Genomic DNA, 25,907 nt, shown 5'->3' with positions numbered 1-25,907 from the left:
GCGCAATCAGGCGGCGGCGAACACGCCGCAGGCGATGCGCCCGCCCGAATTGCCCGACGGGTCGGTCTTATAGTCGTCGGCATTGGCGTGGATGACGAAGGCCGAACCATCGGCGTCGAGCATCCCGTCGATCGTGCCGGCGGGCAGCATGATCGTGACCGATCCGGTGCCGTCGGCGCCGATGGTCAGATTGGGTGCGTCGCCGGCATGGGGGCCTGCCGGATTGCTGGTGCCGTGCTGCTTCGAGGTCGGGTTCCAGTGACCGCCGGCGGTGGTGAAGTCGGGCGCGTCGCAGCGGCCGGTGGTGTGGACATGCGCGCCGTGGACGCCGACGGGCATGCCGCGTGCGTCGACGCGAATCTGGACGCCGCCCGCCATTTCGGTCGCGGTGACGGTGCCGACATCGGCGCCGGTCGCGGTGCGCAGCGGTGCGGTGGCGCTGCGGCCGGCAGTGGCGGCGCCGGTTCCCGTGGTGGTGGTGCAGCCGGCCAGCGCGGTGGCGGCAAGGGCGGTCAGGATGGTGGCACGCAGCATGGTCGCAGTCCCCTTTGATTTGGAGGCGGAATGATCGGAGGCGGTCGGCGGTTCCTTATTGCGGCATCGCTCCGGCAAGCAACAGCGGGTCGATGCGCGCATCGCGCCACTTCATGCTCCAGTGGAGATGCGGGCCGGTCGCGCGACCGGTCGCGCCGATCGCGCCGACGACCTGGCCCTGGGCGACGCGGTCGCCGGGCTTCACGTCGATGCGCGACAGGTGCAGGAAGGCGCTGTTCAACCCCATGCCGTGGTCGATCATCAACAAATTGCCTTCGAGCGTGAAGGGCGTGGACGCAGCGAGGATGACGACGCCATCGGCCGGGGCGACGACGGGCGTGCCGGTCGGGCGGGCGACGTCGACGCCCGAATGATAGGCGCCGGGTTCGCCGGCATAGATGCGCTGCGACCCGAACAGGCCGGAGATGCGACCGGTGGCGGGCCAGACGAAGCGCTGCCGCCAGCCCTGCGCGTCGGTCGCCTTGTCACGGGCGGCGGCGATCTGCGCCAGTTCGGGGGCGCGGCGGCGCTGAAATTCGGCGGAGGGTTGCGACACGCGCGGCAGGGTCGGCAGCCGCTCGATCCGCCATGCGCGCGGGGTGATGGCGAGGGTGCGGACCAGCGGGCGGCCGTCGGGCAACGTCGCGAGCAGCGTGGCGGCGGGGCCGGCGTCGCGATCGAACGCGATCAGGAACGCGCCGTCGGGGGCGACGGCTACGGGCTGTCCGTTCAGGGTGAGCGTCGTGCCGGGCGGGACCCGTCCGGTCATCGCCGCGCCCTGCCCCGGCGTACCGTCGAGCGTGATTGCGGGCTGGGCCGCCAGCAGCAGCGCGGCGGCGAGCGCGATCACTGCGGCGCCAGCGCCTTTGTCGAGGCGTCGGCGTCGACATAGGCTTCCTGCCGATCCGCGCTCCAGTAGCGCAGTTCGTCGAGCGGGATGCGCGCGCCGGTGACCGCACAGGTCACGAAGTCGCCATCGACCAGCACCCGGAAATTATTGGTCAGATATTGCAGCTTCGCGGGGCGGCTTTCGGATTTCAGCATAGGGTCCGGTTCTAGAGCAGGGTGGGTTGGGTCGGTTCGACATAGGCGCGGCCGGGGGTACGCTCAACCTTCGCCTCGAGCACGCCGTCGCCGAAATGGAGCTGCAGCGCGCCTGCCGAGCGGGCTTCGGCGGCGGACGTGACCGTCTTGCCGCTGGTGCGGGCGGTGACGCGGACATAGCCCTTTTGCAGCAGATTGTCGGGATCGACCTGCGCCAGCATCCGCGCCGTCCCCTCGAACTGTGCCCGCGCCTGTGCCAGCCGCTGGGTGAGCATCGCGGGGCGGAGCGCATGGCCGTGGCGGTCGAGATTGCGGCGCGCGGTCGCAACACGGCGTTCGAGCGCCAGCGACAGGCGCGCGGCGACGTCGTCGAGCCGCTGGCGCTGCGGCCCGAGCAACGCGTCGCGGCGGGGCATGACGCGGACCAGCGCCGCCAGCTGCTCGCTGCCGCGCTGGTGATAGCGGCGGACGATGCGCTGGGTACGCAGCGACAGGGTGGCGATGTTGTGGGCGAGTTCCGCACGGACCGGCACCGCGATCTCGGCGGCGGCGGTCGGGGTCGGCGCGCGCAGGTCGGCGGCATGGTCGCACAGCGTCGTATCGGTCTCGTGACCGACCGCCGAGATGACCGGGATCGGCGAGGCGGCGACGGCGCGGACGACGATCTCTTCGTTGAACGACCAGAGGTCCTCGATCGACCCGCCGCCGCGCGCGACGATCAGCAGGTCGGGGCGGCGGACCGGACCGTCCTCCGGCAACGCCCCGAACCCCTGCACCGCGCGCGCGATCTCCGCGGCCGATCCTTCGCCCTGGACCTTGACCGGCCAGACCATGACATGGGTCGGGCAGCGATCCTCGAGCCGGTGAAGGATGTCGCGGATGACCGCGCCGGTCGGCGAGGTGACGATGCCGATGGTGCGCGGCAGGAATGGCAGGCGACGTTTCTTCGCCGGGTCGAACAGCCCCTCCCCCGCCAGCTTCGCCTTCAATTTCTCAAGCAGCGCCATCAGCGCGCCCTCGCCGGCCAGTTCCATCCGGTCGATCACGATCTGATAGCGCGAGCGGCCGGGATAGGTGGTCAGCTTGCCGCTGGCGATCACCTCGACCCCGTCCTGCGGGGTGAAGGGCAGGCTGCCCGCCGATCCGCGCCACATCACCCCGTCGATCAGCGCCGAATCGTCCTTCAGGCACAGATAGACATGGCCCGACGATGCGCGCTTATAGCCCGAAATCTCGCCGCGCAGGCGGACGCGGCCGAATTCGCCCTCGACCATGCGTTTGAGGCGACCGGCCAGTTCGGACACGCTTTCGGGCGCGGCGTTGTCGCCGGGCTGTTGCTCGGCTACGAGCCGGCTCGACTGAAAACCGGGGAAGCGATCGTCCATGAATGTCCTGTTGATCGGATCGGGTGGGCGCGAACATGCGCTGGCGTGGAAGCTGGCGCGTTCGCCGCTCCTAGGTACGCTTTATGCCGCACCGGGCAACCCCGGCATCGCGCAAGTCGCCACGCTGGTGCCGCTCGACGTCGCCGATCACGCCGCGGTGGTGCGCTTCTGCGTCGAACAGACCGTCAGGCTGGTCGTGATCGGACCGGAAGCGCCGCTGGTCGCGGGGCTGGCCGACGATCTGCGCAGCAGCGGCATCGCGACCTTCGGCCCGTCGGCTGCCGCCGCGCAACTCGAAGGATCGAAGGGGTACACCAAGGATCTGTGCCGCGAGGCGGATATTCCGACCGCCGGCTATGTCCGCGTCACCGATCTCGACACGGCGATTTCGGCGCTCTCCCCCTTCTCGCTGCCGGTAGTCATCAAGGCCGACGGGCTGGCGGCGGGCAAGGGCGTGACGATCGCGATGGACCGGGGCGAGGCGGAGGACGCGCTGGCCGCGATCTTCGAGAAGCCCGGCGGCGAGGCGGTGATCGAAGAGTTTCTGGCGGGCGAGGAAGCCAGCCTGTTCGTGCTGACCGATGGCGTGTCGCTGATGCCGTTCGGATCGGCGCAGGACCATAAGCGCGTCGGCGACGGCGACACCGGTCCGAATACCGGCGGCATGGGCGCCTATTCGCCCGCACCGGTGCTGACGCCCGAACTGGAGCGGCTGGCGATCGATACCATCGTCCGCCCCACCGTGGCGGCGATGGCGGCGCGCGGCACGCCCTATTCGGGGGTGCTCTATGCCGGGCTGATGCTGACCGAGCGTGGCCCCAAGCTGATCGAATATAATGCGCGCTTCGGCGATCCCGAATGCCAGGTGCTGATGGCGCGGCTCGACAGCGACCTGTTGCCGCTGTTGCTGGCGGTGGCCGAAGGGCGGCTGGCCGAGGCGGAAGCGCCGGTCTTTTCGAGCGATAGCGCGCTGACGGTGGTCATGGCCGCGCCGGGATATCCCGGCACGCCCGAGACCGGCCGTCCGATCGGCGGCATCGATGCGGCGGAAGCGGCGGGCACGACCGTGTTCCATGCCGGAACCCGGATGGGCGATGCGGGCGTTGTCACCGCCGGAGGCCGGGTGCTGGCCGTCACCGCGCGCGGGGCGACCGTCACCACCGCACAGGCGGCGGCGTATCGCGGTGTCGATGCGCTCGACTTTCCGGGCTTCTGCCGCCGCGACATCGGCTGGCGCGAAGTCGCGCGTGAGAATGAGAACAAGCAGGATTGAACCATGCAGGATAGCGGTACGACCCCGTTGCAATCGCCAGGCTTTCTGGGCGCGCTGACCACGGTGCATTTCGTCATCATCGCCATTCTGGCGGTGCTGGCGATCATCGGCATCCTCTATGGCATGAAGCTGTCGCGCGAACGGCGGGCGGCGACGCGCGAACTGGAGGATGCGGGGCATCTGGAGCGGACCGGCGATGCGCAGAGCGAACCGGTGGCGCCGCCTGCGCCGACGCGGGTCGAACCGGTTGCGCCGGTCGTGCAGGAACCGGTTGCGCCGGTCGTAGAGGAACCGGTCGCGCAGGGCATGCCGGAACCCGTCACGACGCCACTGGAACAATCGGTCGTCCCGCCGGAACCGCCGGTGGTTGCCGCCGAACCGGCCCGGGCGCCCTTCGTCGAGACCGCCGCGCCGGTGGTGCCGCCCACGCCGGCGGGTACCGACCTGACGCGGTTGAAGGGGCTGGGTCCCAAGGTCGCGGCGATGCTGGTCGAACAGGGGATTCCCGATATCGCCACGCTGGCACGGCTGCAGCCGGGCGAGGCGGACGCGGTGGCGGCACGGCTCGGGACCTTCGCGCCGCGTATGGCGAAGGATCGCTGGGTCGAACAGGCGCGCTATCTGGCCGCCGGGGATATCGCCGGGTTCGAGGCGGTGTTCGGGAAGTTGTGACAGGGGAGCGTGACAGATCGTGACGATTCGTCAGCGCGATCGTGCGAATGCCGGCTTGCGCCGAGACGGTCGCCGTTCCAGCCGCCGTTTCGCCGCCAGCACGACGAACAATATCGCCGGCCAGAACACCGAATAGGTAAAATCGGCCGTGGTATCGGGCCAGCGCCACGACCCGAAATTCAGCCGGTTCAGCACCTCGTTCGCCGTCGCGACGAGGACAACGATCAGCAACGGAACCGGGTGCGACAGCGGATAGCGGGTAATGAGCCGGGCGAGGATCAGCACGGCCATGCCGGCATGAATGTGTAACACCGGGTCCGACGCATCGGTGTTGTTGCGGATCCACTGTACCAGCGCCGCATATTCCGATGAAATCTGCATAGCCGGAAACTACCATCCGGGCGTATTGCAACGCAACATCTGCATTGCGCCGCAGCATCACCCAAAGGTCGACTTGCCTTGTTCGACCAACATGTCGCCGATCTTGCTCGCGTCGATATCGACGACCCTAACTGCTTGACATCACCTACGAAAACCGGCTCGCCATGGAAAGCGGCAAATGGCGTCGAGGGGTTTTTAGTGAACCGGGATGTGCCGCCGGACGGCGTCAACCAGATCGTCGAGCGTTCGATCCGTTCCAATCGTGTTCAGTGCGACGTCGCCATAACCGATGGATCTGGACAACGCTGCGCCCCGCGCGGCGAAGCGGGTGCGGAATTCCGGTTGCCGGTCTAGCCAGAGACACAGATACCGTTGCCGTCCCTGCCGAAGCACTTCGGCATGGCGTATCTCATGCCATGCGATCAGGTCGTCGCTCCACGCGCGCCAGCATATACCGCGTCCCGAAACCTCGATCTCGATTCCGCGACCGCGGCGCAAGCGGCCGAGGACGATCAGGCCGACCGCTCCGAACCCCAATATGGCCACCAGCCCGACCACGCCGAATATCACGTCGCCGTCCATGATCATCAGAACGCCGATCGCGGCGAACAGGAGTGGCAGAATGAGAAGGCCGAGCAATCGCAGAGGCGAGGATCGCGCAACCCACATCCGCTACTCGACCTGTTCGACCAGCAGCTTGTCGATCTTGCGCCCGTCCATGTCGACGATCTCGAAGCGCCAGCCCTGTTCGGTGAAATGCTCGCCCTCGGTCGGAAGATGCTTGAGGATGGCGAGCGCGAGACCGGCGACGGTCGCATAGTCGCGGTCCTCGGGCAGGTCGATGCCGATGCGCTCGGCAAGCTGGTCGGCCGGGGTCTGGCCCGAGACCAGCAGCGACCCGTCGTCACGGCGCACGATATGCGGGTGATCGCCCTCCTCCGCGTCCGATGCGAAATCGCCGGCAATGGCGCGCAGCAGATCGGCGGGGGTCACGATCCCTTCGAAATGGCCATATTCGTCATGGACGAGGCCCATCGGCACGGCGGCGCGGCGGATCGCCTGCAGCGCGTCCATCGCATCGACCTGATCGGGCAGCACCGGCGCTTCATGGAGCAGCGTGCGCAGGTCGAGCGGTTCGCCCCGGCACAGCGCCGCGACGATATCGCGCGCCTGCACCACGCCGATCACCGCGTCGACCGATCCTTCGGCAATCGGCAGGCGGGTGTGCGGCGTCGCCGCCATCGCCGCGCGGATGCCGGCTTCGTCGAGCGTCACGTCGAGCCATTCGACCTCGGTACGCGGCGTCATGACCTCGCGCACCGGCCGGTCGGCAAGGCGGACGACGCCCGAGATGATCGAGCGTTCATGTTCCTCGATCACGCCCGACTTGCTGGCTTCGGCGACCAGCAGATGCAGTTCCTCCGCCGTCACCCGGTTTTCGGATTCGCGGTTCATGCGCAACAGCTTGAAGATCAGGCCGGACGTGGTGTCGAGCAGCCAGACGAAGGGCGCGGTGATCCGCGACAGCCACAGCATCGGCAGCGCGACCAGCACCGCGATCGGCTCCGGGCTGCGTAATGCGAACTGCTTGGGCACCAGTTCGCCGATGACGAGGCTGGCGAAGGTGGTCACGCCGATCACCACGCCGAAGCCGACATTCTCAGCCAGCGAGGGCGGCAGGCCGAGCAAGACCAGCCGTTCGCCGACCGGCCCGCCGAGGCTGGCGCCCGAATAGGCGCCCGACAGGATGCCGATCAGGGTGATGCCGATCTGGACGGTCGACAGGAACTTGCCGGGATCGTCGGCCAGCCGCATCGCGGTGGCGGCACCGCGCCCGCCGGCGCGCGCCAGCCCCTCCAGCCGGGCCTTGCGCGCGGACACGATAGCGAGTTCGGACATGGCGAACACGCCATTCAACGCCACCAGCGCGAGGATGATGACGACGTCGAACCAGGGGAAGGGAGAGAGAGGTTCCATCGAACTGACCCACCCATGCCGCAATGCCGCGTCCGGCACAACCGGCGAGTCGTGCCCGCGACACGATTTGATGAACGCTTCGGTCAGCGTCCGTTCAAAACGGTTGCGGAACAACGACCCGCCTGCCCGGTTTTTCCGGGCGACGACGAAATCGAATACCATGGAGGACATAATGGCGGCTCGTTCGAAAATGTGGGTGGCCGGCGCGCTCTCGGCAGCGATGCTGACCTCGGCCTGCGTCACCGATCCCGAAACCGGGCAGCGCAGCATCTCGCGCGCGGCGATCGGTGGCATCGGCGGCGCGGTCGGCGGCTATCTGCTCGGCGATCTGGTCGGTGGACGGCGCGACCGGACCGAAAAGATCCTCGGTGCGGGCATTGGCGGTTTGGCCGGGGCCGGCATCGGCGCCTACATGGACAAGCAGGAGCGCGACCTGCGCGCCCGCACCGCCGGCACCGATGTCGAAGTGACCCGGCGCGGCGACGATCTGGTGCTGAACATGCCGTCGGGCATCACCTTCGCCACCGACAGCGCCAATGTGCAGCCGCAATTCCGCCCGACGCTGGACCAGGTCGCGGACGTGCTGAAGGAATATAACCAGACCTATATCGACGTGTACGGCCATACCGATTTCGACCGGGTCGGACGCGTACAACCAGACGCTGTCGGAACGGCGTGCGGGGGCCGTGGCCAGCTATCTGACCAGCCAGGGCGTGCAGTCGGCGAGGATCGGCACGCGCGGCTTCGGCGAGACGCAACCGATCGCGTCGAACGAAACCGAGGAAGGCCGGTCGGAGAACCGCCGGGTCGAGATCAAGATCGTGCCGATCGCGCAGAACGATCTGCGCTGAACCCTATCCGCGGCGCTGCCCGAAGAAGTCGCGGAGCAGCGCCGCGGCCTCGACCTCACCGATCCCCGAATAGATGTCGGGGCAATGATGGCAGGTCGGTTGGCCGAAGAAGCGCGGGCCGTGGGCAACCGCCCCGCCCTTCGGATCGTCGGCGCCATAATAGAGCCGGGCGATGCGGGCATGGGCAATGGCCCCGGCACACATCGCACAGGGTTCGAGCGTGACCCAGAGGTCGCAATCTTCCAGCCGATCGCGCCCCAATGCCTGCGCGGCGGCGCGGATCGCGAGCATCTCGGCATGGGCGGTCGGGTCGTTGAGCGTGCGCGGCGCGTTGGCGGCGGTCGCGATCACCCTGCCCTGCCGCAATATGACCGCGCCGACCGGCACCTCGCCGGCATCGGCCGCGGCACGGGCGGCGGCGAGCGCCGCCTGCATGGGGGATGCGTCAAACATCGCGCATCCCCTTGCCAGCCGGGACCGGCGGCGGCCAGCGGGTTATTGCGCGTTGGCGGGACGCTCGACCTTGATCGCGGGCACCTCGACCGTGCGGTTGACGGTGCCGACATCGACCCGGCCGACATCGACGTCGAACTTCGGCGCCTGCCCGCCCTCGACCTTCACCTGCGGCATCGATGCCGGGCGGGTCTGGTCGACGCTGATGAAACCGAAGGCCATCAGGGCGGCGACGATCAGCGCCGCGACGCCCAGCAGAACCAATATTGCGCGCATTCCGCCACTCCCTTGCGACTTGCCACTATCCGAATCGATGGCGTAACAACGCGGCGGCGGCGGCGAGGGTTGCACGCGCGGCGGACGGTTGACGTCCGCGCCGTTCGACGCTATCCGCGCCGTCTTTCCGGGGCATGTGTCCCGACACAGAATCAGGATCAACATCATGTCGCGCATCTGCGAGCTGACCGGCAAGGGCCGGCAGGTGGGTCACAATGTTTCCCACGCCAACAACAAGACCAAGCGCACCTTCCTGCCGAACCTGCAGAATGTGACGCTGATGTCGGAAGCGCTGGAGCGGTCGATCCGCCTGCGCGTGTCGACGCACGGCCTGCGCTCGGTCGAGCATGTCGGCGGCCTCGACAACTGGCTGCTCAAGACCCGTGACGACGACCTGTCGCTGCGCGCCCGTCGCCTGAAGCGCGACGTCGCCAAGAAGGTCGCTGCCGCCGCCGCATAAGCGGTTCGGGTGACGCGAGATACGCCCCCGGCGCCCCAGCGGCGCCGGGGGTTTTGTCGTGGGTATCTGCCGCGGGCATTTCCACCTGCATCGACATTGCGCACATGGTTTCCCGCCGCCGTGCGAAGGACGAATGCCGGTCCCGTTAAAGCGTCATCCCGGCATAGGCCGGGATCGGTGGTGGCGAGGCGGTTCGATCGGGTTGATGCCGGTCGTATCCAGTGGATTCCGACTTTCGCCTGGATGGCGATCAGACCGGAATGTCGGTTGGAGCGTTACTTCCGCTTCTTCCGTGCCTGCTTCGCCTTCGGCTTCCACGACTCGGGCAGCGGGCCGACCGCGAATTTCAGCAGCAGCGAGCGTTGCAGCATCGACTGGTTGTCGTCGGTCGCCAGCCACAGGATCAGGCGACCGTTTTCGCGGGTGAGGGCCATCGCCTCGAAATTGTCGTGCAACGTCGGCGGGGCGAGCCGGGCGAGCGTGCGGCCGCGTAGCGACTGGTCGGGACGGACGCCGCGAATGTCGAGCAGTTCGATGCCGGTGGTGAAGAAGTCCTTCAGCCGGGTGCGGCGGGTTAGCACCAGCAGCCGCCCGTCGGGCAATTGCACCGCGTCGGTGTTCACGAAACTGGCGGGCGGCGCGTAGCGGAAGCCGTAGCGCGGCGTACGGGGATCGGTCGGGTCGCCCAGGAAGCGGATCGCGCTATAGCCGCGCCGCCCCTTCTTGCCGTTGCTTTCGCTGAGCACGACGACGCTGCCATCGTGCAGTTGCGCCATCGCCTCCGCACCGCTGTTCGCCGACCATTCGGCCATCAGACGCGGGGCGGCATGCGATAGCGGACGCGACAGGTCGGCAGTGAAGCGCCAGATCTGGTTATGGCGTTCATAGCCGACCAGCACCGACCCGTCGGGGCGGACCGCTAGCGATTCGGTATCGCGGTCGCGCTTTTCCCAGCCGGTGCCCGGCCCGGCGATCTCGCGCACCGCCACGTTGCGCAGGGTCCAGTCGGCGCCCATGGTGAACTGCACCAGCGATCCGCCGTCGGACAACAGGCTGAACCGGTCGCCATCGACATGCATCGACGAAAAGCCGCCAAATGCCGGGTCGTTACCGCGCAGGACCACGCCGCCAAGATAGGTGAACGGTCCCAGATCGCGCCGCTTCGGGTTTTTGGGATAGAGCGCGACCCGTTCGGCGGTGATCGTCGGCACCTCCGCATAGAGCGGCAGGCGTTCGGACCCGCTCCAACTGGGGACCAGCAGCAGCACTGCGAATAGGACGAAGAGAACCCGCATCGCCCCGGCTGTAGCGTCCCATGCCCCAAGCGCCAGTGGCGTTTGCCCGCGCAGCCGCTACAGCCGCGACGAAATGTGCGTGGAGACCGTTATGCCTGCCGATGTCGTCGACCTGACCTGCCGCCTGATCGCCTGCGACAGCGTGACCCCGGCGACCGGCAGCGTCTTCGACCTGCTGGAGACCGAACTCACCGCGATCGGCTTTGCGGTCGACCGGTTTATGGTCGGCGAGGCGCCCGATGGGCCGGTCGAAAATCTGCTAGCGGTGCGGGGGACGGGCGGACGGCACGTCGCCTTTGCCGGCCATGTCGATGTCGTGCCCGCCGGCGCCGGATGGCAGGGCGATCCGTTCGGCGGCACGATCCGCGACGGGCTGGTATTCGGGCGCGGCGCGGTCGACATGAAGGGCGCGGTGGCCGCCTTCGTCGCGGCGGCGGCGCGGGTACCGGCCGATGCGGGCATGATCAGCCTGATCATCACCGGCGACGAGGAAGGACCGGCGGTCTATGGCACCCGCGCGCTGATCGATCGCATGGCCGCGCGGGGCATCAAGCCCGATTTGTGCCTGGTCGGCGAACCGACGTCGCAGCAGCGGCTGGGCGACATGATCAAGATCGGGCGGCGCGGGTCGGTCAATATCTGGATCGACGTGCCCGGGCGGCAGGGGCATGTCGCCTATCCGCATCTGGCCGACAATCCGATCACCCCGTTGATCGCGGCGCTGCACGAGATCGAGGGCATCGTGCTCGATGGCGGCAATGCGTGGTTCCAGCCGTCGAACATCGAGATCACCGACCTGAGCGTCGGCAATCCGGCGACCAATGTCATTCCCGGCCATGCGGCGGCGCGCCTGTCGATCCGGTTCAACGACGAACAGCGCGGCGACGCGCTGGTCGAGCGGATCACGGGCATCGTGCGGTCGCATGCACCGGACGCGCAGGTGGTCGGACGGGTATCGGGCGAGGCGTTCCTGACCGCACCGGGCGCATTCTCGACGCTGATCGCCGATGCGATCGGCAAGCATACCGGGCTGGCGCCGGAATTGTCGACGACCGGGGGCACGTCCGACGCGCGCTTCCTGTCGGCGCTGTGCCCGACGGTCGAGTTCGGCCTGCTCAACGCGACGATGCACAAGGTGGACGAGGCGGTGGCGATCGACGATCTGCGGCTGCTGGAGGCGATCTACGTCGATATCGTACAGGCGGCGTTGGCGGGGGAGTAGGCCCGTCGTCATTCCCGCGGGGGCGAGACCTCTGCGACCGTACTACACCTATCCTGCAACCCTTCCGACCCCCTGCGCAGGCGGGGGTCAGGGCCAAGCAAGGCAAAAGGTTGCGAATGTGGCCCTGGATCCCCGCCTTCGCGGGGATACGGTAAAGCGGACAGTTTAGAGGTCTCGCCTGCGCGGGAGTGACGAAGCCCGGTCAATTGACCTTGTAATAGCCCTTGTACCACTGCGCGAAACGGCCGAGCCCCTCGGCCAGCCGCACTTTCGGTTCATAGCCGGTCAGCGCGTGGAGTTGCGACACATCGGCAAAGGTCGAGGTGACGTCGCCGGGTTGCATCGGCTTCATGATCTTCACCGCCTCGCGCCCGATCGCGTGTTCGAGGGTTTCGATCATGTCCATCAGCCCGACCGGCTGGCTGCCGCCGATGTTGAGGACGCGGTGGCCGCCCGGCTCGGGCGGATGGTCGAGCGCGCCGACAATGCCGTCGACGATGTCGTCGATATAGGTGAAATCGCGGGCCATGCGGCCTTCGCCGAACACCTCGATCGGTGCTCCCGCGACGATTTTGTTCGTGAAGCTGAAATAGGCCATGTCGGGCCGGCCCCATGGGCCATAGACGGTGAAGAAGCGCAGGCCGGTCTGCGGCATGCGGTACAGATGCGCGTAGGACTGGCTCATCAACTCGCAGGCGCGCTTGGTCGCGGCGTAGAGCGAAACCGGACGGTTCGCCGGTTCATCCTCGCGGAACCCCTCCCCGCCCATCGGCTTGTCGCCATAGACCGAACTGGACGAGGCATAGACCAGATGTTCGAAGCCGGGCGCGTGACGGCAGGCCTCCAATATGGCGAGATGCCCGCCGACGTTCGAGCGTTCATAGGCGAAGGGATTGTCGATGCTGTGCCGGACCCCGGCCTGCGCCGCCAGATGGACGACGCGGCGCACGCCATGGTCGCGGACCACCGCGGCGACCGCATCGGCATCGGCGACGTCGATCCGGTGGAAGGCGAAGCCGTCGACCCCGTCGAACGTCGCGAGGCGCGCTTCCTTCAGCGTCACGTCGTAATAGTCGTTGACGATGTCGATGCCGAGCACCCGTTCACCGCGCGCGAGCAGACGGTGGGCGACGGCATGGCCGATAAAGCCGGCAGCGCCGGTCACCAGAATCGGTACCGCCATCAGCAGCGCTCCGTCACGAGGCGAGCCGATGGAACGATCGGGGTCGCCGGACCCGGTCCAAGGTTGCGCATCGTCCGTTTCCTTTACCGCAACATGTTGATATCGTGCCGCGGTGCAACATCGGCATACGCATGAAGACACAATGAAGCCCGTAGCATATCGGCCATCCCCCGGCATGCAAGTCGCATGGTCGTCGGGACGACGAGCTATGCCGGGGGCCGTTAACAAATTGGCATGGTCGTTATGGTATCGCCTTTCCATGGACTTAGGCGGTCGGAGCGGCAGGGCTGGACCGGTGGAACGGGACGATCTAATGCACTGCCGGTCAACGACCTTGCCCGGTGCCGGAACGCCAGGGAATATGGGCCGGCATATGGCGAATGCGGCGGAAGCCGGGGTCGTCGGGCCAACGGGGAACAGGGACGGATGACTTTCGCTGCCGATCTCGCCCCGCAAGGCCACGCGCCCGACACCCGTGTCGTCGCCGCATTGCGGCGTGTGCTGCCGGCGGAGGAGGTCGCGACCGACGTGCCGCTGGCCTCGCTCGGCCGCTGGGGCATTGGCGGCCCGGCCGATATCGTCGTCACGCCGCAATCGACCCACACGCTGGCCGCCGCGCTGGCGGTGATCGCCGCGCAGGACGCGCGCCATATCGTGATCGGCGACGGTTCGAACCTGTTGTTCGACGATGCCGGGTTTCGCGGCGTCGTGTTGCGCATCGGCCGCGGGCTGGGCGGCATCCGCCGACTGGACGAGCGGACGGTCGAGGCAGGCGCCGGCATGTGGGTGCCGGCGTTCGTGCGACAGGTGATCGATTGGGGCATGGCGGGCGCGGTCCATGCGATCGGCATTCCGGGCACGCTGGGCGGCCTCGTCACCATGAACGGCGGCAGCCAGCGCCGGGGCATTGGCGAGAATGTCGTGCATGTCGATGCGATCGACCATCAGGGGCGGATGCACCGGCTGACGCAGCAACAGCTCGACTATCGCTATCGCGCGTCGCGATTGCAGCGCGGCGATCTGATCGTCGTGGCGGCGCAGTTGCGCTTCACACCCGGCGATGCTCGTGAAATGCGGCGCGAGGCATTGTCGATCCTTGCCGCGCGGCGGGCCAAATTCCCACGGGTGCGCGCCAATTGCGGGTCGGTGTTCGTCAGCGATCCCGCGCTCTATGCGCAGATCGGCCCACCCGGACTTGCCATCGAACGCGCCGGATTGAAGGGCGTATCGGCGGGCGGCGCGCAGATTTCGCCCGACCACGCCAATTTCATCGTCAATAACGGCGGCGCGCGGGCCGAGGACGTGCTGCAGCTGATCCGGCTGGCACGGCGATCGGTCGCCGACCTGTCGGGCATTGCCATGGACGCCGAAGTCCGCCACCTCGCCCCCGACGGCGTCATGCGTCCCGCGCATGAAGTGGCCGAACTGCTCGGCGACCGGGCGCTGCCGGGAGCCATTGCATGACCGACCAGCCTTTCGACGCCGCCCAGCCGACCGACCGCATCCTGACCGTCGAACCGTCGCGGCTCGAAGGCATCGTCACGGTGAGCGGCGCCAAGAACAGCGTGTTGCGGCTGATGGCGGCCTCGCTGCTGACGCCCGAGCGGATCGTGCTCGACAATTATCCGCAAGGGCTGCTCGACGCGCAGGTCCATGTCGGGATGCTGGAGGCGCTGGGCAAGCGCTGCACCGTCGCGCATGGCGCGCTGACCATCGAGGAAGCCGCGCCGCCGCCAAGCGAACTGGTGTGGGACGGGCGGTCGATCCGCAACACGCTGCTGATCCTCGGCGCGCTGGTCGCGCGGACCGGGGCGGGCAGCGTCCCCCTGCCCGGCGGATGCGACCTGGGCGGGCGCGGCTATGACCTGCACGAATTGGTGCTTAGCCGGCTGGGCGCGCGGGTGTGGGGCAAGGACGGCCGGCTCTTTGCCGAAGCGCCGGACGGGCTGACCGGCGCGGAGATCGTGCTGCCGCTGCGATCGACCGGCGCGACCGAAAATGCGCTGCTGGTCGCATCGCTGGCCAAGGGTACGACGCGGTTGTGGAACCCGCATATCCGGCCCGAAATCCTCGATCTGTGCGCGTTCCTGCGCGCGATGGGGGCGACGATCACCGTATTCGGGCAGGAAAGCATCGAAATCACCGGCGCGCCCGACCTTGCCGGGACCGGTTGGCGGGTGATGCCCGACAATATGGAAGCGATGACGTGGCTGGTCGGGTCGGTCATCACCGGCGGCGACGTCGAAATCCGCGACTTTCCGTTCGAGGATCTCGAAGTCCCGCTGATCTTCCTGCGCGAAAGCGGCGCGCGGATCTTTCGCGACGGCAATGTCGCGATCGTCCGGTCGGGACGGCCCTATCCGGTCGAGATCAGCACCGGCCCCTATCCGGGAATCAATTCGGACATGCAGCCGCTGTTCGCCGCGCTGGGCGCCTGTGCGCGCGGCGAATCGCGGATCGTCGACCTGCGGTTCGCCGGGCGCTATGCCTATCTGCCCGATTTCGGGCGGATGGGGGTCGAGAGCTTCGTGCGCGACGGCACCGCGCATATCATCGGCACACAGACGCTGGTCGGCGCCGATGTCCGCGCCGCCGATCTGCGCGCAGGTGCGGCGCTTGCATTACTTGGTATGAAAGCCGTGGGACAGACACGCATCAGCGATGCGTGGCAGATCGAGCGCGGCTATGATAAATTTCTCGAGAAGGCGCGCAGTCTTAACGCTACGCTTGCCTATCATGGTTCATAACGCGCGCGCATAACTGGCCCGTTTTAAAGGGATTCGGCTTCTTCCCATGTCCTACGAATCGAACCCGTTGCAGGCAGCCCTGCGCAAATGCCGGCGGCATTTCATCGCCACCGGCATCTTTTCAGGGCTGATCAACATCCTGTACCTCGTGCCCTCGATCTTCATGTTGCAGGTGTACGACCGGGTCGTGCCGACGCGTGGCACCGCGACGCTGCTGGTTCTCTCGCTGATCCTCGCGATATCGCTGATCGTCTTCGCGGCGCTCGACACGGTGCGCATGAAGCTGCTGCTCCAGGCGAGCATGCGGCTGGAAAAGATGGCGGCGGGCAACATCCTGCACCGCATCCTCGGCGCCAACGGCGCGACGCCGGCGCAGCGGGCACAGGCGATGCGCGATTTCGACACGCTGCGCGGCACGCTGACCGGCCCGGCGATCATCGCGATGTTCGACGCGCCCTGGGCGCCGATCTACATCATCATCTCCTATCTGCTCCACCCCATGATCGGATTGCTGGCGCTGCTCAGCTCGGCGCTGCTCATCACGCTGGCGGTGCTGAGCGACAAGACGACCAAGAGCCGGCTGAACGAGGTTGGGCAGCGGACCAACATGGCGTATCGGTCGCAGGATTATTCGATCCAGGCGTCCGAAGTCGCCCGGGCGCTCGGCATGCGCAGCGCGCTGGTCACCCGCCATCTGGTCGAACGCGCCGATCTGGTCCGCGCGCAGGGCGATATTGCCGGCACGTCGGGCATCTTCCTTGCGATCACCAAATTCTTCCGCCTGTTCCTGCAGTCGATGGCGCTGGCGCTGGGCGCCTATCTGGCGATCAACCAGCAGATTTCGGGCGGCGCGATCTTTGCCGCGTCGCTGATCCTCGGCCGCGCGCTGCAGCCCGTCGAACAGATTCTCAACGCGCTGAAGAACGTCATCAGCGCGCAGAATGCGTATAAGGGGCTGAACGAGTTCTGCCGCCTGCCCGACGTGACGGTGCAGCGCACGTCGCTGCCCGATCCGCTCGGCCGGATCGAGGTCGACGGGCTGACCGTCCGCGTGCCGGGGTCGGACCGGGTGCTGCTCAACAAGCTGAGCTTCACCATCGAACCGGGCACGATCGTCGCGCTGGTCGGGCCGTCGGGCGCCGGCAAGTCGACGCTGCTGCGCGCGCTGGCCGGGGCGATCGATCCCGACGAGGGCGAGATTCGCGTCGACGGCGCCAGCCTGAACGACTGGAACCGCGAGGAGCTGGGCCGGCACCTGGGCTATATGCCGCAGACGCCGACGCTGTTCCCGGCGACGGTCCATTCGAACATCTCGCGCTTCCGCCAGTTCGAAGGGTTGAGCGGCCAGGAGCTGGACGCGCAGGTGGTGACCGCCGCGCAGCTGGCCGGGGCGCACGACCTGATCCTGCGGTTCGAACGCGGGTACGATACCCAGCTGGCGATGCGCGAGGGCGGCGGCCTGTCCGCCGGGCAGCGGCAGGTCGTGGCGCTGGCGCGCGCTCTGTTCGGGTCGCCGCGCATCCTGTTCCTTGACGAACCCAATGCGCATCTCGACATCAGTGCCGAGGGGCGGTTGATGGAAACGCTGGCGCATCTGCGCGAACGCGGCGCGACGGTGGTCGTGTCGACGCACCGCACCGGCCTGTTGCAGGCGGTCGACAAGGTGATGCTGCTGCGCGACGGAGTGATCCAGATCTATGACGATCGCAGCAAGGTGATCCGCCCGGCGGCACCGCAGATGGAACAACAGGGCGCGGGTGCACCGGGCGGCGCGACACCGCCGCCGGCGGGCAAGGGACCGGCGACCCCGCCGCCCGCCCCGCCGCTGCCGGGCAATGACGGGACGGATGCCGCGGCCGGCGGCAACCGCGCCAATGGAGGTGAAGCGTGAGCGGCGAATTGGTCAATGCCCCCCAGTCGGGGCAGAATATCATTCCGGTGTCGCAGGCGATCCGCGAACGGCTGGAAATCGACGATTCGCCCAACAAGGCGCTGCGCACCGGTATCATCATCGCCGTGCTGTTCTTCGTCGTGCTGCTGGGCTGGGCATCCTTCGCCCGGCTGGATGCGGCGGCGGCGGGTGATGGTCGGGTCGTGGTGTCGGGCAACCGCCAGACGGTCCAGCATCGCGACGGCGGCTATATCGAGCATCTCGACGTCCGCGAGGGCCAGCACGTCAAGCAGGGGCAGGTCATCATCCGCCTGCGCGGTGCCGAGGTGCAGGCGACCGAGCGCGCGCTGGCGGGCAGCGTGATCGACCTGCAGGCGCAGCGCGCACGCCTCGAATCGGAAATTCGCGGTACCCCGATCCAGTGGCCGGCGAGCTTCGCACAGGCGACCGGGGACGACCGGGTCTTGGTCGAACGCGCCAAGGCGCTGCAGCTTGCCCAGCAGAATGCGCGCAACAACGCCCTGGCGGCCAATCGTGCCGTGATCCGCCAGCAACAGGCCGAAGCGTCGCAGAGCATCGGCGGTTTCTCGGCGCAGGCACGCGCCACTGCCGAACAGCGCCGCTCGCTCGAGGAACAGCTGGCCAGCACCAAGCGGCTGGCCGATGAAGGCTATGTCTCGCGCAACTCGGTCCGCCAGATCGAACGCTCGATCCAGCAGTTGCAGGGGGCCGATGCCGATTACGCATCGCGTGCCGCCGCGGCGCGCGAACAGGTCGGACAGGCCCGCGAATCGTCGATCGCGACGTCGCGCCGCTATGTCGAGGACGCCGCGACCCTGCTGCGCGACACGCAGTTCCAGTTGAACGAGGTCATGCCGAAATGGCTGGCCGCCAAGGAACAGCTGGAACGCACCGTCATCCGGGCGCCGGTATCGGGACGCGTCGTCGAACTGCGCGTCTTTTCCGAAGGCGGCGTGGTGCAGGCCGGGCAACCGATCCTCGACATCGTTCCCGATGCCGCGCCGCTGGTCGTGCGCGCCAATTTCGACCCGAGCGACATCGACGGCGTCTATGAAGGGCGTCAGGCCGAGGTGAAGTTCCTGAACCTGCACGAACGCGATCTGCCGATCCTGCTCGGCAATATCCGCAACGTGTCGGCGGACAGCCTGGTCGACGAAAAGTCGGGCCGCAGCTACTTCACCGCCGAGATCGTCGTGCCGCAGTCGCAGATCGCGATGCTGAAGGAGGTTCGCGGCGCCGATACCGGCATCCGCGCCGGCGTACCGGTGAGCGTGCTGGTCAAGCTGCGTCCGCGCACCGCGTTGCAATATATGCTCGATCCGCTGACCGAGGCATTCCGCCGGTCGCTGCACGAGCGTTGATCCAACCGTGCCGGACGCGCGCAAACGCGCCGCGTCCGGCACTTATCATGGTTACATCCGTCGGGCGCTGCGATAAGGATCGCGGCATCGACACGACCGCCCGCCCGGACAGGGAAGCCGGGGGCTGGTCCTGACAAGGGGGATTTTATGCCGGCGGGATTTCGTTCGCGAGCAATGCTGCTGCTGTCGGTCGCGCTGACCGGCGTCACGCCGGCGATGGCGCAGGTCGCGCGCCCGACGACGCGGCCGGTCACCCGGCCGACGCCGCCCGCCCCCGCCCCGGTGCGGTCGGACCCGGTATCGCTGGAAATGCCGACGCTGCCCGCCGACCCGACTGCGCGGACCGAGACGCTGGCCGAGGCGGTCGCCGATGCCTATCGCCACAATCCCCAGCTCGAGGCACAGCGTGCGCAGTTGCGGGCGATCGACGAGACCGTGATCCAGGCGAGTTCGCCCTACCGCCTGCGCACCAGTGTGGTCGGGACGGTGCGCTATCAGGAACAGGTTCAGCGCCAGATCTTCTTCAACGACCTCATCACCAACCGGAGCCGCGCCAGCGGCGCGTCGCTGACCGCCTCGCAGATCCTGTTCAATGGCGGCCGCACCGCCGCACAGGTCTCGGCCGCGGAAGCCGACGTCCTGTCGGCACGCGAACGGCTGCGCGAGGTCGAAAGCTTCATCCTGTTCGAGGTCGTCGACGCCTATGCATCGGTGCTGCGCGACCAGACGCTGATCGCAATCCAGCGCCGCTCGGTCGATTCGTACCAGCGGCAGGTCGATCAGGCACAGGCGCGTGAACGGGCCGGCGACCTGACCCAGACCGACATCAACCAGGCGCAGGCGCAGCTCGGCCTCGTGCAGGCGCAGCTCGCGCAGGGCGAGGCGAATCTGCAGCGCAGCCGCGCACGCTTTGCCGCGGCGGTCGGGCGCAATCCGGGCAATCTGACTCCGCCGCCGATCCTGCCGGGTATTCCGGCTTCGATCGACCTTGCCTATCGCGGCGCGGAACAGGAAAGCCCGGCGCTGTGGCAGGCGATCCTGAACGAACGCGGCGCGCGGGCGCGGGTCGCGGCCGAACGTGCGGAGCGCAATCCGGTGCTAAGCGCCGATGCGGCGATCGGGATCAACGACCCGAACGGCATCGGATTCGACAATCTGCGGCGCGGCGCGAGCGCATCGGCGACGCTGACCGTGCCGCTGCTGACCGGTGGCGTCGTCGATTCGCGCGTCCGGGCGGCGCTGGCCAACCAGCAGGCACAGGCCTTCACCGTCGAGGCGACCCGGCGCGGCGTGACGTCGCAGGTGCAACAGGCATGGAACCAGACGATCTCGTCGGGCGAACAGCAAAGCATCGGCCTGCGCAGCGTCGAGGCGGCGGCCCGTGCGCTCGAGGGTGTCCGGCGCGGGTTCCAGGAAGGGTTCCGGTCGAACTTCGAAGTGCTCGATTCGGAACAGCGGCTGCTCAACGCGCAGCAGCTGGTCGCGAATGCCGAGTATCAGCGCTACAGCTCGCAGGCGACGCTGCTCACCTATATCGGCCGGCTCGAAACCGCGCTGCTCAACCCGGGTGCCGCGACCTATGACATGGAGCACAACCTGAAGAAGCAGAAGGCGATGCAGATCGATCCCTTCCAGCCCTTCGTCAGCGTTCTCGACAAGCTGGCGCGCGCGCCCGACGATCCCAAGGCGCCGCCGGAAGTGCCGGTCGCCGGCCCGCCGAACCTGCTGCCGCCGACCGCGCCGCTGCCCGGCCGTCCGCTCGGCACCGGACTGCCGATGCTCGCCGATCCGGGCGCGATCGCGCTGCCGCCCGAAGATGCCGCGCCGCCCTCGACCCGGCGCAACCCGGCGGCGGTGCGCAAGGAGGATTGAGGCCGGGTTCGCGGCCGGGCCTTCGGGTCCGGTCGCGTGCCTGTCGCGACCGGACGGTTGCGCGATCCGATCGCGGGCATGAACGGGCGTTCGGGTCGGCGGCAGGAAAGCGTCGGGAGGATCGACCATCAGGCGTCGCCCTACTCCCCTCTCTCCTGGGCAGGGGAAGGGTTAGCGGAGCATGCCGGCAAGTGCGGCTCGACTGAAGGGTTGGGCGAGCCAAAGGCTCGCGCGCTCGCTTGCGCGAGCGCGACCCCTCACCCAGCTCCGACTAAGCCTTTGCTGCGCAAAGACCAAGTCTGCGCAACCCTCTCCCCTCTTCGAGGGGCGAGGGGAATCTGGGCTGATCTGGTTGTCGATCCGGCCTGGATCATCGCGTCGGATTTAGGCGAGACTTCTGCGAAAGTCCGCTTCACCGTATCCCCGCGAAGGCGGGGATACGGAGCCACACACGCAAACCTCTGTCTACTTGGTTCTACACCCCAGTCTTCGCAGGGGTACGGCAGGATTGCGGGACAGACGGAGCATTTTCGCAAGGGTCTCGGCCCAGTCCGGCGCGACGGACTGTTCATTGGTACCTTTCAAATCGCATCGCGCGCACACGCCGCGGTCCACAAAGCACTTTCCTACAGCCTGCCTCCTATGGAACGAATCGTGAACGATCCAGCCGGATCGCCAACGGGAGAAAGTGCATGTCCGATCCGTTCCAGTCCTTCACCGATTCGCCGGTCGGTCCGGCGCGCATCGCCGTCGCGGTAGTGCCAAGCGACAACATCGCCCTGCCCCGTCTGCCCAAGGCGCTCTATATCGGGGGCGGCGGTGACGTAACGTTGCGGTGCGTCGACAGTGCCGCCGATGTGGTGTTGAGCGCGGTGCCGGCGGGAAGCGTGCTGCCGGTGCGGGCGCAGTTCGTGCGGGCGACCGGCACCACCGCCACCGCGATCGTGGCGCTCGGCTGATGCTGGGTTTCGCTTTGGACATCGCCGGGATGCGCCCCCGGCACAGGGCGGCGCCATCCTGGCGTGGCCCGACCCGCGAGCTGATCGCGCGGATGGACCCGGCGCCGTCGCTCGAGCGGACGGCGCAGATCGACCGGCTGATCGGGACGCTCATCGATGCCGATATCTGGAGCCGGCTGGATACGCTGCTGCTGCTTGCCGCGCATGGACCGACGGTGGCGTTGCTCAACTGGACCGGGCGGCGCGACGCGGCGATCGGCGGCGGGGCGCCGGTGTTCGTCGCCGATCGCGGCTATTGGTGCGACGGGCTGGACGACTGGATCGACACCGCGCTGGTGCCGGTCTGGGCCACGCAGTTTCAGCGCAACGCGGCGATGATCGGCGCGTGGGTGCGAAAGGACGCGCGCAACCCGGCCGCACCGATCGGCACGATCACCGGCAGCTCGCTGCTCATCAACCCGCGCAATACCGGCAATGCCAGCACCGGCCGGCTGAACGGATCGACGCTGATCGGCGGCGGTACGGTCGATAGCGGCTATGGCTTTACCGCCGTCGACCGCAGCAGTTCGTCGCGGCTGCGCCAGATCATCAACGGACGGGTGGCGGGCACCAGCAATTCGGCGTCGTCGACCGCTCCCTCCTCGGCGACGGTCGGTATGGGACTGACCAACGACATTTATGCGGAGGGACAATTCTGCGCCTTCGTCGCCGGCGGCACGCTGTCCGATGCGCAGCATCAGACGCTGGCGGGCGCGCTCGCAACCTATATGCGCGACATCGGCGTCGCCCCCCTGCCCGCGGTCACCAGCCGGACGCTGACGCTGGCGCAGGCGGCCACCCTGCCCGACGGGTCGGCGCCGATCGCCATGGGCAGCGGCATGGCGGTGAGCGGCGTTACCCGCGACCTTGCCGGGCGCTGGTATCTGGGCAATGGCCGCCCGGGGCGAACGACGTTGCTGTTCACGCGGATGACGCCCGACCTGTCGGCCATCGACGAGGAGTTCGACCTGACCCGCCTTGGCCTGTCGGGCGATTTTGCGGGATCGGTGCAGGGCATGACCTGCGATCGGACGACGGGACGGATCTGGTTCCTGCTGAAGCAGGCGGGCAGCGGCGGGGACAAGACCTATCTGGTCAGTTTCGATCCGGCGGCCGGGGCGCTGTCGGGCACGCCGATCCAGGTGCAGCCGGGCGACAATGGCATCGCCTATGACGCGCGCCGCGACGGCTTCTGGATCGTGCGCGACCAGAACGAACTGGTGCTTTACGATCGGCAGGGCCGGCCGCGTACCGGCGCGATCGATTTGCCGGCGAACAGCGACCATGGCTTCGTCGTCGAATCGGCGCAGGGCGACCATGCCGTCGGCGACCTGCTGATAAGCTTCGGCACGAATGGCGCGAACGGATCGGTGCTGCGGCTGCGCAGCGGCGATTATGGCGGGCCGAATCCGATCGGCATCGACGTGCTGACCGGGGCCGATTCGATCGAAGGCGTTCATATTCTTGGCGATTCGCTGCTGATTGCGAATGACGGCGCGACGAATTCGGGCAATCCGGCACGAAATCGACTGCTATCCTATCTGCTGTGATCGCGTGCCCGGCGCGGGCCGTTCATCGCCCGCGCCGGCCGGTCCCTTATGGGGACGCGCGTCCCGCGATCGCACGAATTTCGTTACGCTGCCGATCAGTAGCGCAATGTCGTCGATGAACGACATCGTTCGCTATACTTTGGCGACAGGGTAAACGGACGAATTACCATTTCCCGTTCCGACGCGGGACGCAGGATAGACTGTAAAAAGAGATCGTGTTGCCGACTTCCGGCAGATTTCCCCGCGGGTCACCCCGACCGAGCCGGCCGACAAACTTCGGTAAACATCCTTATAACCTAGTACTTTAGAACATCGGAAAAGGGATTCGGTGTTTATGGTCACAGGATTTGCGAAGCAGACAAACACTGCAGGCCGCGAGTTCCGACGAGATTTCACAGTTCTTTTCGGCGGGGAAAAACGATGACCATCAACAGCGCGATCGCCAACGGCGAACTTCATCTGCAGGGCACCTATCTCAGCATCGGCATCAACGCCGACGGCAATCTGGGCACCACCAAGAACGCGCCCAAGGGCTTCGCCACGGACGCCGACAGCGGCTTCCTGCGCCTCGGCATGGTCGCCGACCTCGACGGCTTCGGCCAGGGCAAGGAAACGACCCTCGACGACGTCTTGCTGCAGGGCCGCTCGATCGAAGGCTTCAACGTCGGCTACACGATCGGTTCGAACAAGGTCGTCCAGAGCAACCAGCTGCTGACCGGCTATCGCCAGATCAAGGGCGAGTTGACCGATGCCAGCAACGCCGCCGAAGGCAAGGCCGAATGGGTCGGTGCGACCAAGGACAAGCTGGGCATCGCGCAGACCATCACGCTCGCCGATGACGCGAAGTACATCAAGATCGACGTCGTCCTGACCAACAATTCGTCGACCACGATGAACGACGTCCGCTACATGCGGACCGCCGATCCCGATCAGGCCGGCAAGTACGACACCGCCAACAAGATCGAACAGGGCGACGGCGCGCTGGTGACGGCGATGCTGCAGAAGGACACGCCCTTCTTCCTCTATTCGCAGGACGCGCGGGCAACCGCTTCCTTCTACGGCTTCGTCAATCTCGATCCGTTCGCGGCGGCCAACACGTCGCAGGCAAAGGGCTATGCCAAGACCGTCGACCAGACGCTGAACCTGACCTTCAGCCTCGGCACGCTCAAGGCCGGTGAATCGACCAAGATCACGCTGTACATGGGCGTCACCGACAATCTGAAGGCGACGATCAGCGAAATCGACGCCGGCAAGGCGCCGGTGGTCGTCGCCCCGCCGGTCGTCAACCTCGCTCCCGAGGCGGTGGACGACGCGTTCAACGGCGACCAGGACAATGCGGTGACCGGCAACGTCCTGTCGAACGACAAGGACCCCGAGGGCAAGAAGCTGACCGCGAGCCTGGTCGACGGTCCGGATCACGGCACCATCAAGTTCTCGGACGACGGTTCGTTCATCTACACGCCGAATGCCGGCTGGAGCGGCGAGGACAGCTTCACCTATGCCGCATCGGATGGCGTCCATCTGACCAACGCCACCGTCGACCTGTCGATCGAGGCCGCCCCGGTCGTCGAGGAACCGGTCGTCGAACTGCCGCCGGTCGTTGCCCCGGTGGTCGTGCCGCCGGTCACCGCCGATCCGTTCCTCGACCTGCTGCAGGCCGCATCGGTCATCAACGGCAATGACAGCGCCAACGAGATACTGAAGGGCACCGCCGGTTCGGACGTCTTCTACTTCTCGAACGCAGCGCGTACCGGGCAGGACCGCATCGTCGGCTTCGACAAGACCGACCTCTTCGTCACCGATGCCAAGCTGTATGACGGCAACAATGACGGCATCATCGCCCTGTCGAAGAACAAGGTGTCGATCGACGGCGGCAAGGGCGGCGACACGGTCGTGATCGAAGGTGTGTCGAAGCTGCGCTTCCTCGGCACCGACGATGCGGGCCATGCGGTCTATGCCGATGCCAGCGCCCGGCCGAAGAGCGCGAAGGAAAGCCTCACCACCGACGACGCGTTCATGGGCGACGCCCGCAACAAGTCGAAGAACGTGTTCTTCTTCGACACTGCCCACGGCCTCGACCTCGGCAACGACACGATCGGCAATTTCGGCAAGCACGACCTGGTCGTGACCACCACCAAGCTGGCCGACGACAATAACGACGGCATCATCACCACCAGCGACGGCAAGTTCGCGCTGCCAGGCGATACCGGCTCGCTGCTGGTCAGCGATACCAAGGGTGCGGCGATCGACTCGCTCGAATTCGACGGATCGGTCGTCCGCGGCGGACTGACCTACTATGTCTACTCGCTGGTAGGCTCGGTCGGCACCGATGCGAGCGATCTGAGCTTCTGATCCATCCTTCACTTGAAAACGAACGCCGGTCCCGACGGGGCCGGCGTTTCGTCTTCTGAGCGATGCTGCGGCCGCAAAAATTTTTCGAAACGCCCCGGCCCCGTTTGGC

General features: G+C 67.2%; 23 protein-coding genes and 1 pseudogene. 13 read left to right on the top strand and 11 right to left on the bottom strand.

Translation table 11 applies throughout. The annotated features are described in order from the left end of the window. Window positions 1–6: 6 nt before the first annotated feature. Genes ACZ1JS_RS00945 through xseA form a run of 4 tightly spaced genes read right to left on the bottom strand, consistent with a single transcriptional unit; the run spans window position 7 to window position 2,963 of the window. Window positions 7–534, bottom strand: a complete 528-nt coding sequence (locus ACZ1JS_RS00945) for a superoxide dismutase family protein (RefSeq protein WP_465167299.1) — start codon at window positions 532–534, stop codon at window positions 7–9. Window positions 535–589: 55 nt separating this feature from the next. After that, window positions 590–1,384: a M23 family metallopeptidase gene (locus tag ACZ1JS_RS00940; protein ID WP_465167298.1), complete on the bottom strand. Its 795-nt coding sequence runs from the start codon at window positions 1,382–1,384 to the stop codon at window positions 590–592. Then, a complete protein-coding gene (locus ACZ1JS_RS00935) occupies window positions 1,381–1,578 on the bottom strand; it encodes a DUF2093 domain-containing protein (protein WP_345879036.1) in 198 nt (65 codons plus the stop codon). The genes ACZ1JS_RS00940 and ACZ1JS_RS00935 overlap by 4 nt, the downstream gene beginning before the upstream one ends. Window positions 1,579–1,589: 11 nt before the next feature. Beyond that, window positions 1,590–2,963: an exodeoxyribonuclease VII large subunit gene (gene xseA, locus ACZ1JS_RS00930; protein WP_465167297.1), complete on the bottom strand. Its 1,374-nt coding sequence runs from the start codon at window positions 2,961–2,963 to the stop codon at window positions 1,590–1,592. Here xseA and purD point away from each other — a divergent pair. Both purD and ACZ1JS_RS00920 read left to right on the top strand, forming a co-directional pair. Further along, entirely contained in the window at window positions 2,962–4,236 is a 1,275-nt protein-coding gene (purD, locus tag ACZ1JS_RS00925) for a phosphoribosylamine--glycine ligase (protein ID WP_465167296.1), read from the top strand. The two genes, xseA and purD, sit on opposite strands and share 2 nt — an antisense overlap. A gap of 3 nt (window positions 4,237–4,239) precedes the next feature. Next, window positions 4,240–4,908, top strand: coding sequence for a hypothetical protein (locus ACZ1JS_RS00920; RefSeq protein WP_465167295.1), 669 nt, complete (start codon window positions 4,240–4,242; stop codon window positions 4,906–4,908). A gap of 30 nt (window positions 4,909–4,938) precedes the next feature. On the opposite strand, the gene ACZ1JS_RS00915 is transcribed toward ACZ1JS_RS00920, so the two are convergent. The 3 genes from ACZ1JS_RS00915 to ACZ1JS_RS00905 all read right to left on the bottom strand — a co-directional run bounded on the left by ACZ1JS_RS00915 (window position 4,939) and on the right by ACZ1JS_RS00905 (window position 7,266). After that, entirely contained in the window at window positions 4,939–5,289 is a 351-nt protein-coding gene (locus ACZ1JS_RS00915; protein ID WP_465167294.1) for a hypothetical protein, read from the bottom strand. Between the two features lie 195 nt (window positions 5,290–5,484). Then, window positions 5,485–5,958, bottom strand: a complete 474-nt coding sequence (locus ACZ1JS_RS00910; protein ID WP_465167293.1) for an STM3941 family protein — start codon at window positions 5,956–5,958, stop codon at window positions 5,485–5,487. A gap of 3 nt (window positions 5,959–5,961) precedes the next feature. Next, entirely contained in the window at window positions 5,962–7,266 is a 1,305-nt protein-coding gene (locus ACZ1JS_RS00905; RefSeq protein WP_465168600.1) for a hemolysin family protein, read from the bottom strand. 172 nt (window positions 7,267–7,438) lie between these two features. Between ACZ1JS_RS00905 and ACZ1JS_RS00900 the strand changes: the two are divergent. Next, window positions 7,439–8,117 (top strand): annotated as a pseudogene (locus ACZ1JS_RS00900) (YiaD family glycine zipper/OmpA-like lipoprotein). Window positions 8,118–8,120: 3 nt separating this feature from the next. On the opposite strand, the gene ACZ1JS_RS00895 reads toward ACZ1JS_RS00900, so the two are convergent. Continuing rightward, window positions 8,121–8,552, bottom strand: a complete 432-nt coding sequence (locus tag ACZ1JS_RS00895) for a nucleoside deaminase (protein ID WP_465168599.1) — start codon at window positions 8,550–8,552, stop codon at window positions 8,121–8,123. A 60-nt stretch (window positions 8,553–8,612) separates the two neighbouring features. Continuing rightward, the gene (locus tag ACZ1JS_RS00890) at window positions 8,613–8,846 is read right to left on the bottom strand and encodes a hypothetical protein (protein WP_465167292.1); all 234 of its coding nucleotides are present in this window, start codon (window positions 8,844–8,846) and stop codon (window positions 8,613–8,615) included. 166 nt (window positions 8,847–9,012) lie between these two features. On the opposite strand from ACZ1JS_RS00890, the gene rpmB reads away from it, so the two are divergent. Then, entirely contained in the window at window positions 9,013–9,306 is a 294-nt protein-coding gene (gene rpmB, locus ACZ1JS_RS00885; RefSeq protein WP_345879029.1) for a 50S ribosomal protein L28, read from the top strand. Window positions 9,307–9,581: 275 nt separating this feature from the next. Here rpmB and ACZ1JS_RS00880 read toward each other — a convergent pair whose 3' ends face one another. Continuing rightward, entirely contained in the window at window positions 9,582–10,601 is a 1,020-nt protein-coding gene (locus ACZ1JS_RS00880) for an esterase-like activity of phytase family protein (protein ID WP_465167291.1), read from the bottom strand. 91 nt (window positions 10,602–10,692) lie between these two features. On the opposite strand from ACZ1JS_RS00880, the gene dapE reads away from it, so the two are divergent. Continuing rightward, complete coding sequence (gene dapE / locus ACZ1JS_RS00875) at window positions 10,693–11,823, top strand: succinyl-diaminopimelate desuccinylase (protein WP_465167290.1); 1,131 nt, start codon at window positions 10,693–10,695, stop codon at window positions 11,821–11,823. A 202-nt stretch (window positions 11,824–12,025) separates the two neighbouring features. Here dapE and ACZ1JS_RS00870 read toward each other — a convergent pair whose 3' ends face one another. Then, window positions 12,026–13,006 (bottom strand): SDR family NAD(P)-dependent oxidoreductase, encoded by a 981-nt coding sequence (locus tag ACZ1JS_RS00870; RefSeq protein ID WP_465167289.1) that lies wholly within the window; start codon window positions 13,004–13,006, stop codon window positions 12,026–12,028. A gap of 426 nt (window positions 13,007–13,432) precedes the next feature. Here ACZ1JS_RS00870 and murB point away from each other — a divergent pair, with 426 nt between their 5' ends. The 8 genes from murB (at window position 13,433) to ACZ1JS_RS00830 (ending at window position 25,798) form a co-directional block, all read left to right on the top strand. Next, window positions 13,433–14,470 carry a UDP-N-acetylmuramate dehydrogenase gene (gene murB, locus ACZ1JS_RS00865; RefSeq protein ID WP_465167288.1) on the top strand — a complete coding sequence of 346 codons (1,038 nt, stop codon included), beginning with the start codon at window positions 13,433–13,435 and terminating at the stop codon, window positions 14,468–14,470. Then, a complete protein-coding gene (locus tag ACZ1JS_RS00860; RefSeq protein WP_465167287.1) occupies window positions 14,467–15,753 on the top strand; it encodes a UDP-N-acetylglucosamine 1-carboxyvinyltransferase in 1,287 nt (428 codons plus the stop codon). The genes murB and ACZ1JS_RS00860 overlap by 4 nt, the downstream gene beginning before the upstream one ends. A 46-nt stretch (window positions 15,754–15,799) precedes the next feature. After that, window positions 15,800–17,644, top strand: coding sequence for a type I secretion system permease/ATPase (locus ACZ1JS_RS00855; protein WP_465167286.1), 1,845 nt, complete (start codon window positions 15,800–15,802; stop codon window positions 17,642–17,644). Next, complete coding sequence (locus ACZ1JS_RS00850) at window positions 17,641–19,026, top strand: HlyD family type I secretion periplasmic adaptor subunit (protein ID WP_465167285.1); 1,386 nt, start codon at window positions 17,641–17,643, stop codon at window positions 19,024–19,026. Before ACZ1JS_RS00855 ends, ACZ1JS_RS00850 begins: the two co-directional genes overlap by 4 nt. Window positions 19,027–19,200: 174 nt before the next feature. Then, window positions 19,201–20,898: a TolC family outer membrane protein gene (locus tag ACZ1JS_RS00845; RefSeq protein ID WP_465167284.1), complete on the top strand. Its 1,698-nt coding sequence runs from the start codon at window positions 19,201–19,203 to the stop codon at window positions 20,896–20,898. Between the two features lie 692 nt (window positions 20,899–21,590). Continuing rightward, complete coding sequence (locus tag ACZ1JS_RS00840; protein ID WP_465167283.1) at window positions 21,591–21,857, top strand: spike base protein, RCAP_Rcc01079 family; 267 nt, start codon at window positions 21,591–21,593, stop codon at window positions 21,855–21,857. Beyond that, window positions 21,857–23,446 (top strand): hypothetical protein, encoded by a 1,590-nt coding sequence (locus ACZ1JS_RS00835; protein ID WP_465167282.1) that lies wholly within the window; start codon window positions 21,857–21,859, stop codon window positions 23,444–23,446. The genes ACZ1JS_RS00840 and ACZ1JS_RS00835 overlap by 1 nt, the downstream gene beginning before the upstream one ends. 420 nt (window positions 23,447–23,866) lie before the next feature. Next, a complete protein-coding gene (locus ACZ1JS_RS00830; RefSeq protein WP_465167281.1) occupies window positions 23,867–25,798 on the top strand; it encodes an Ig-like domain-containing protein in 1,932 nt (643 codons plus the stop codon). The last annotated feature ends 109 nt before the right edge of the window (window positions 25,799–25,907 follow it).

The organism is Sphingomonas sp. BL-S-05 (genome assembly GCF_055521695.1).
Note: the sequence above shows the minus strand (reverse complement) of the source record. Positions and strands in the feature narration are given on the sequence as shown.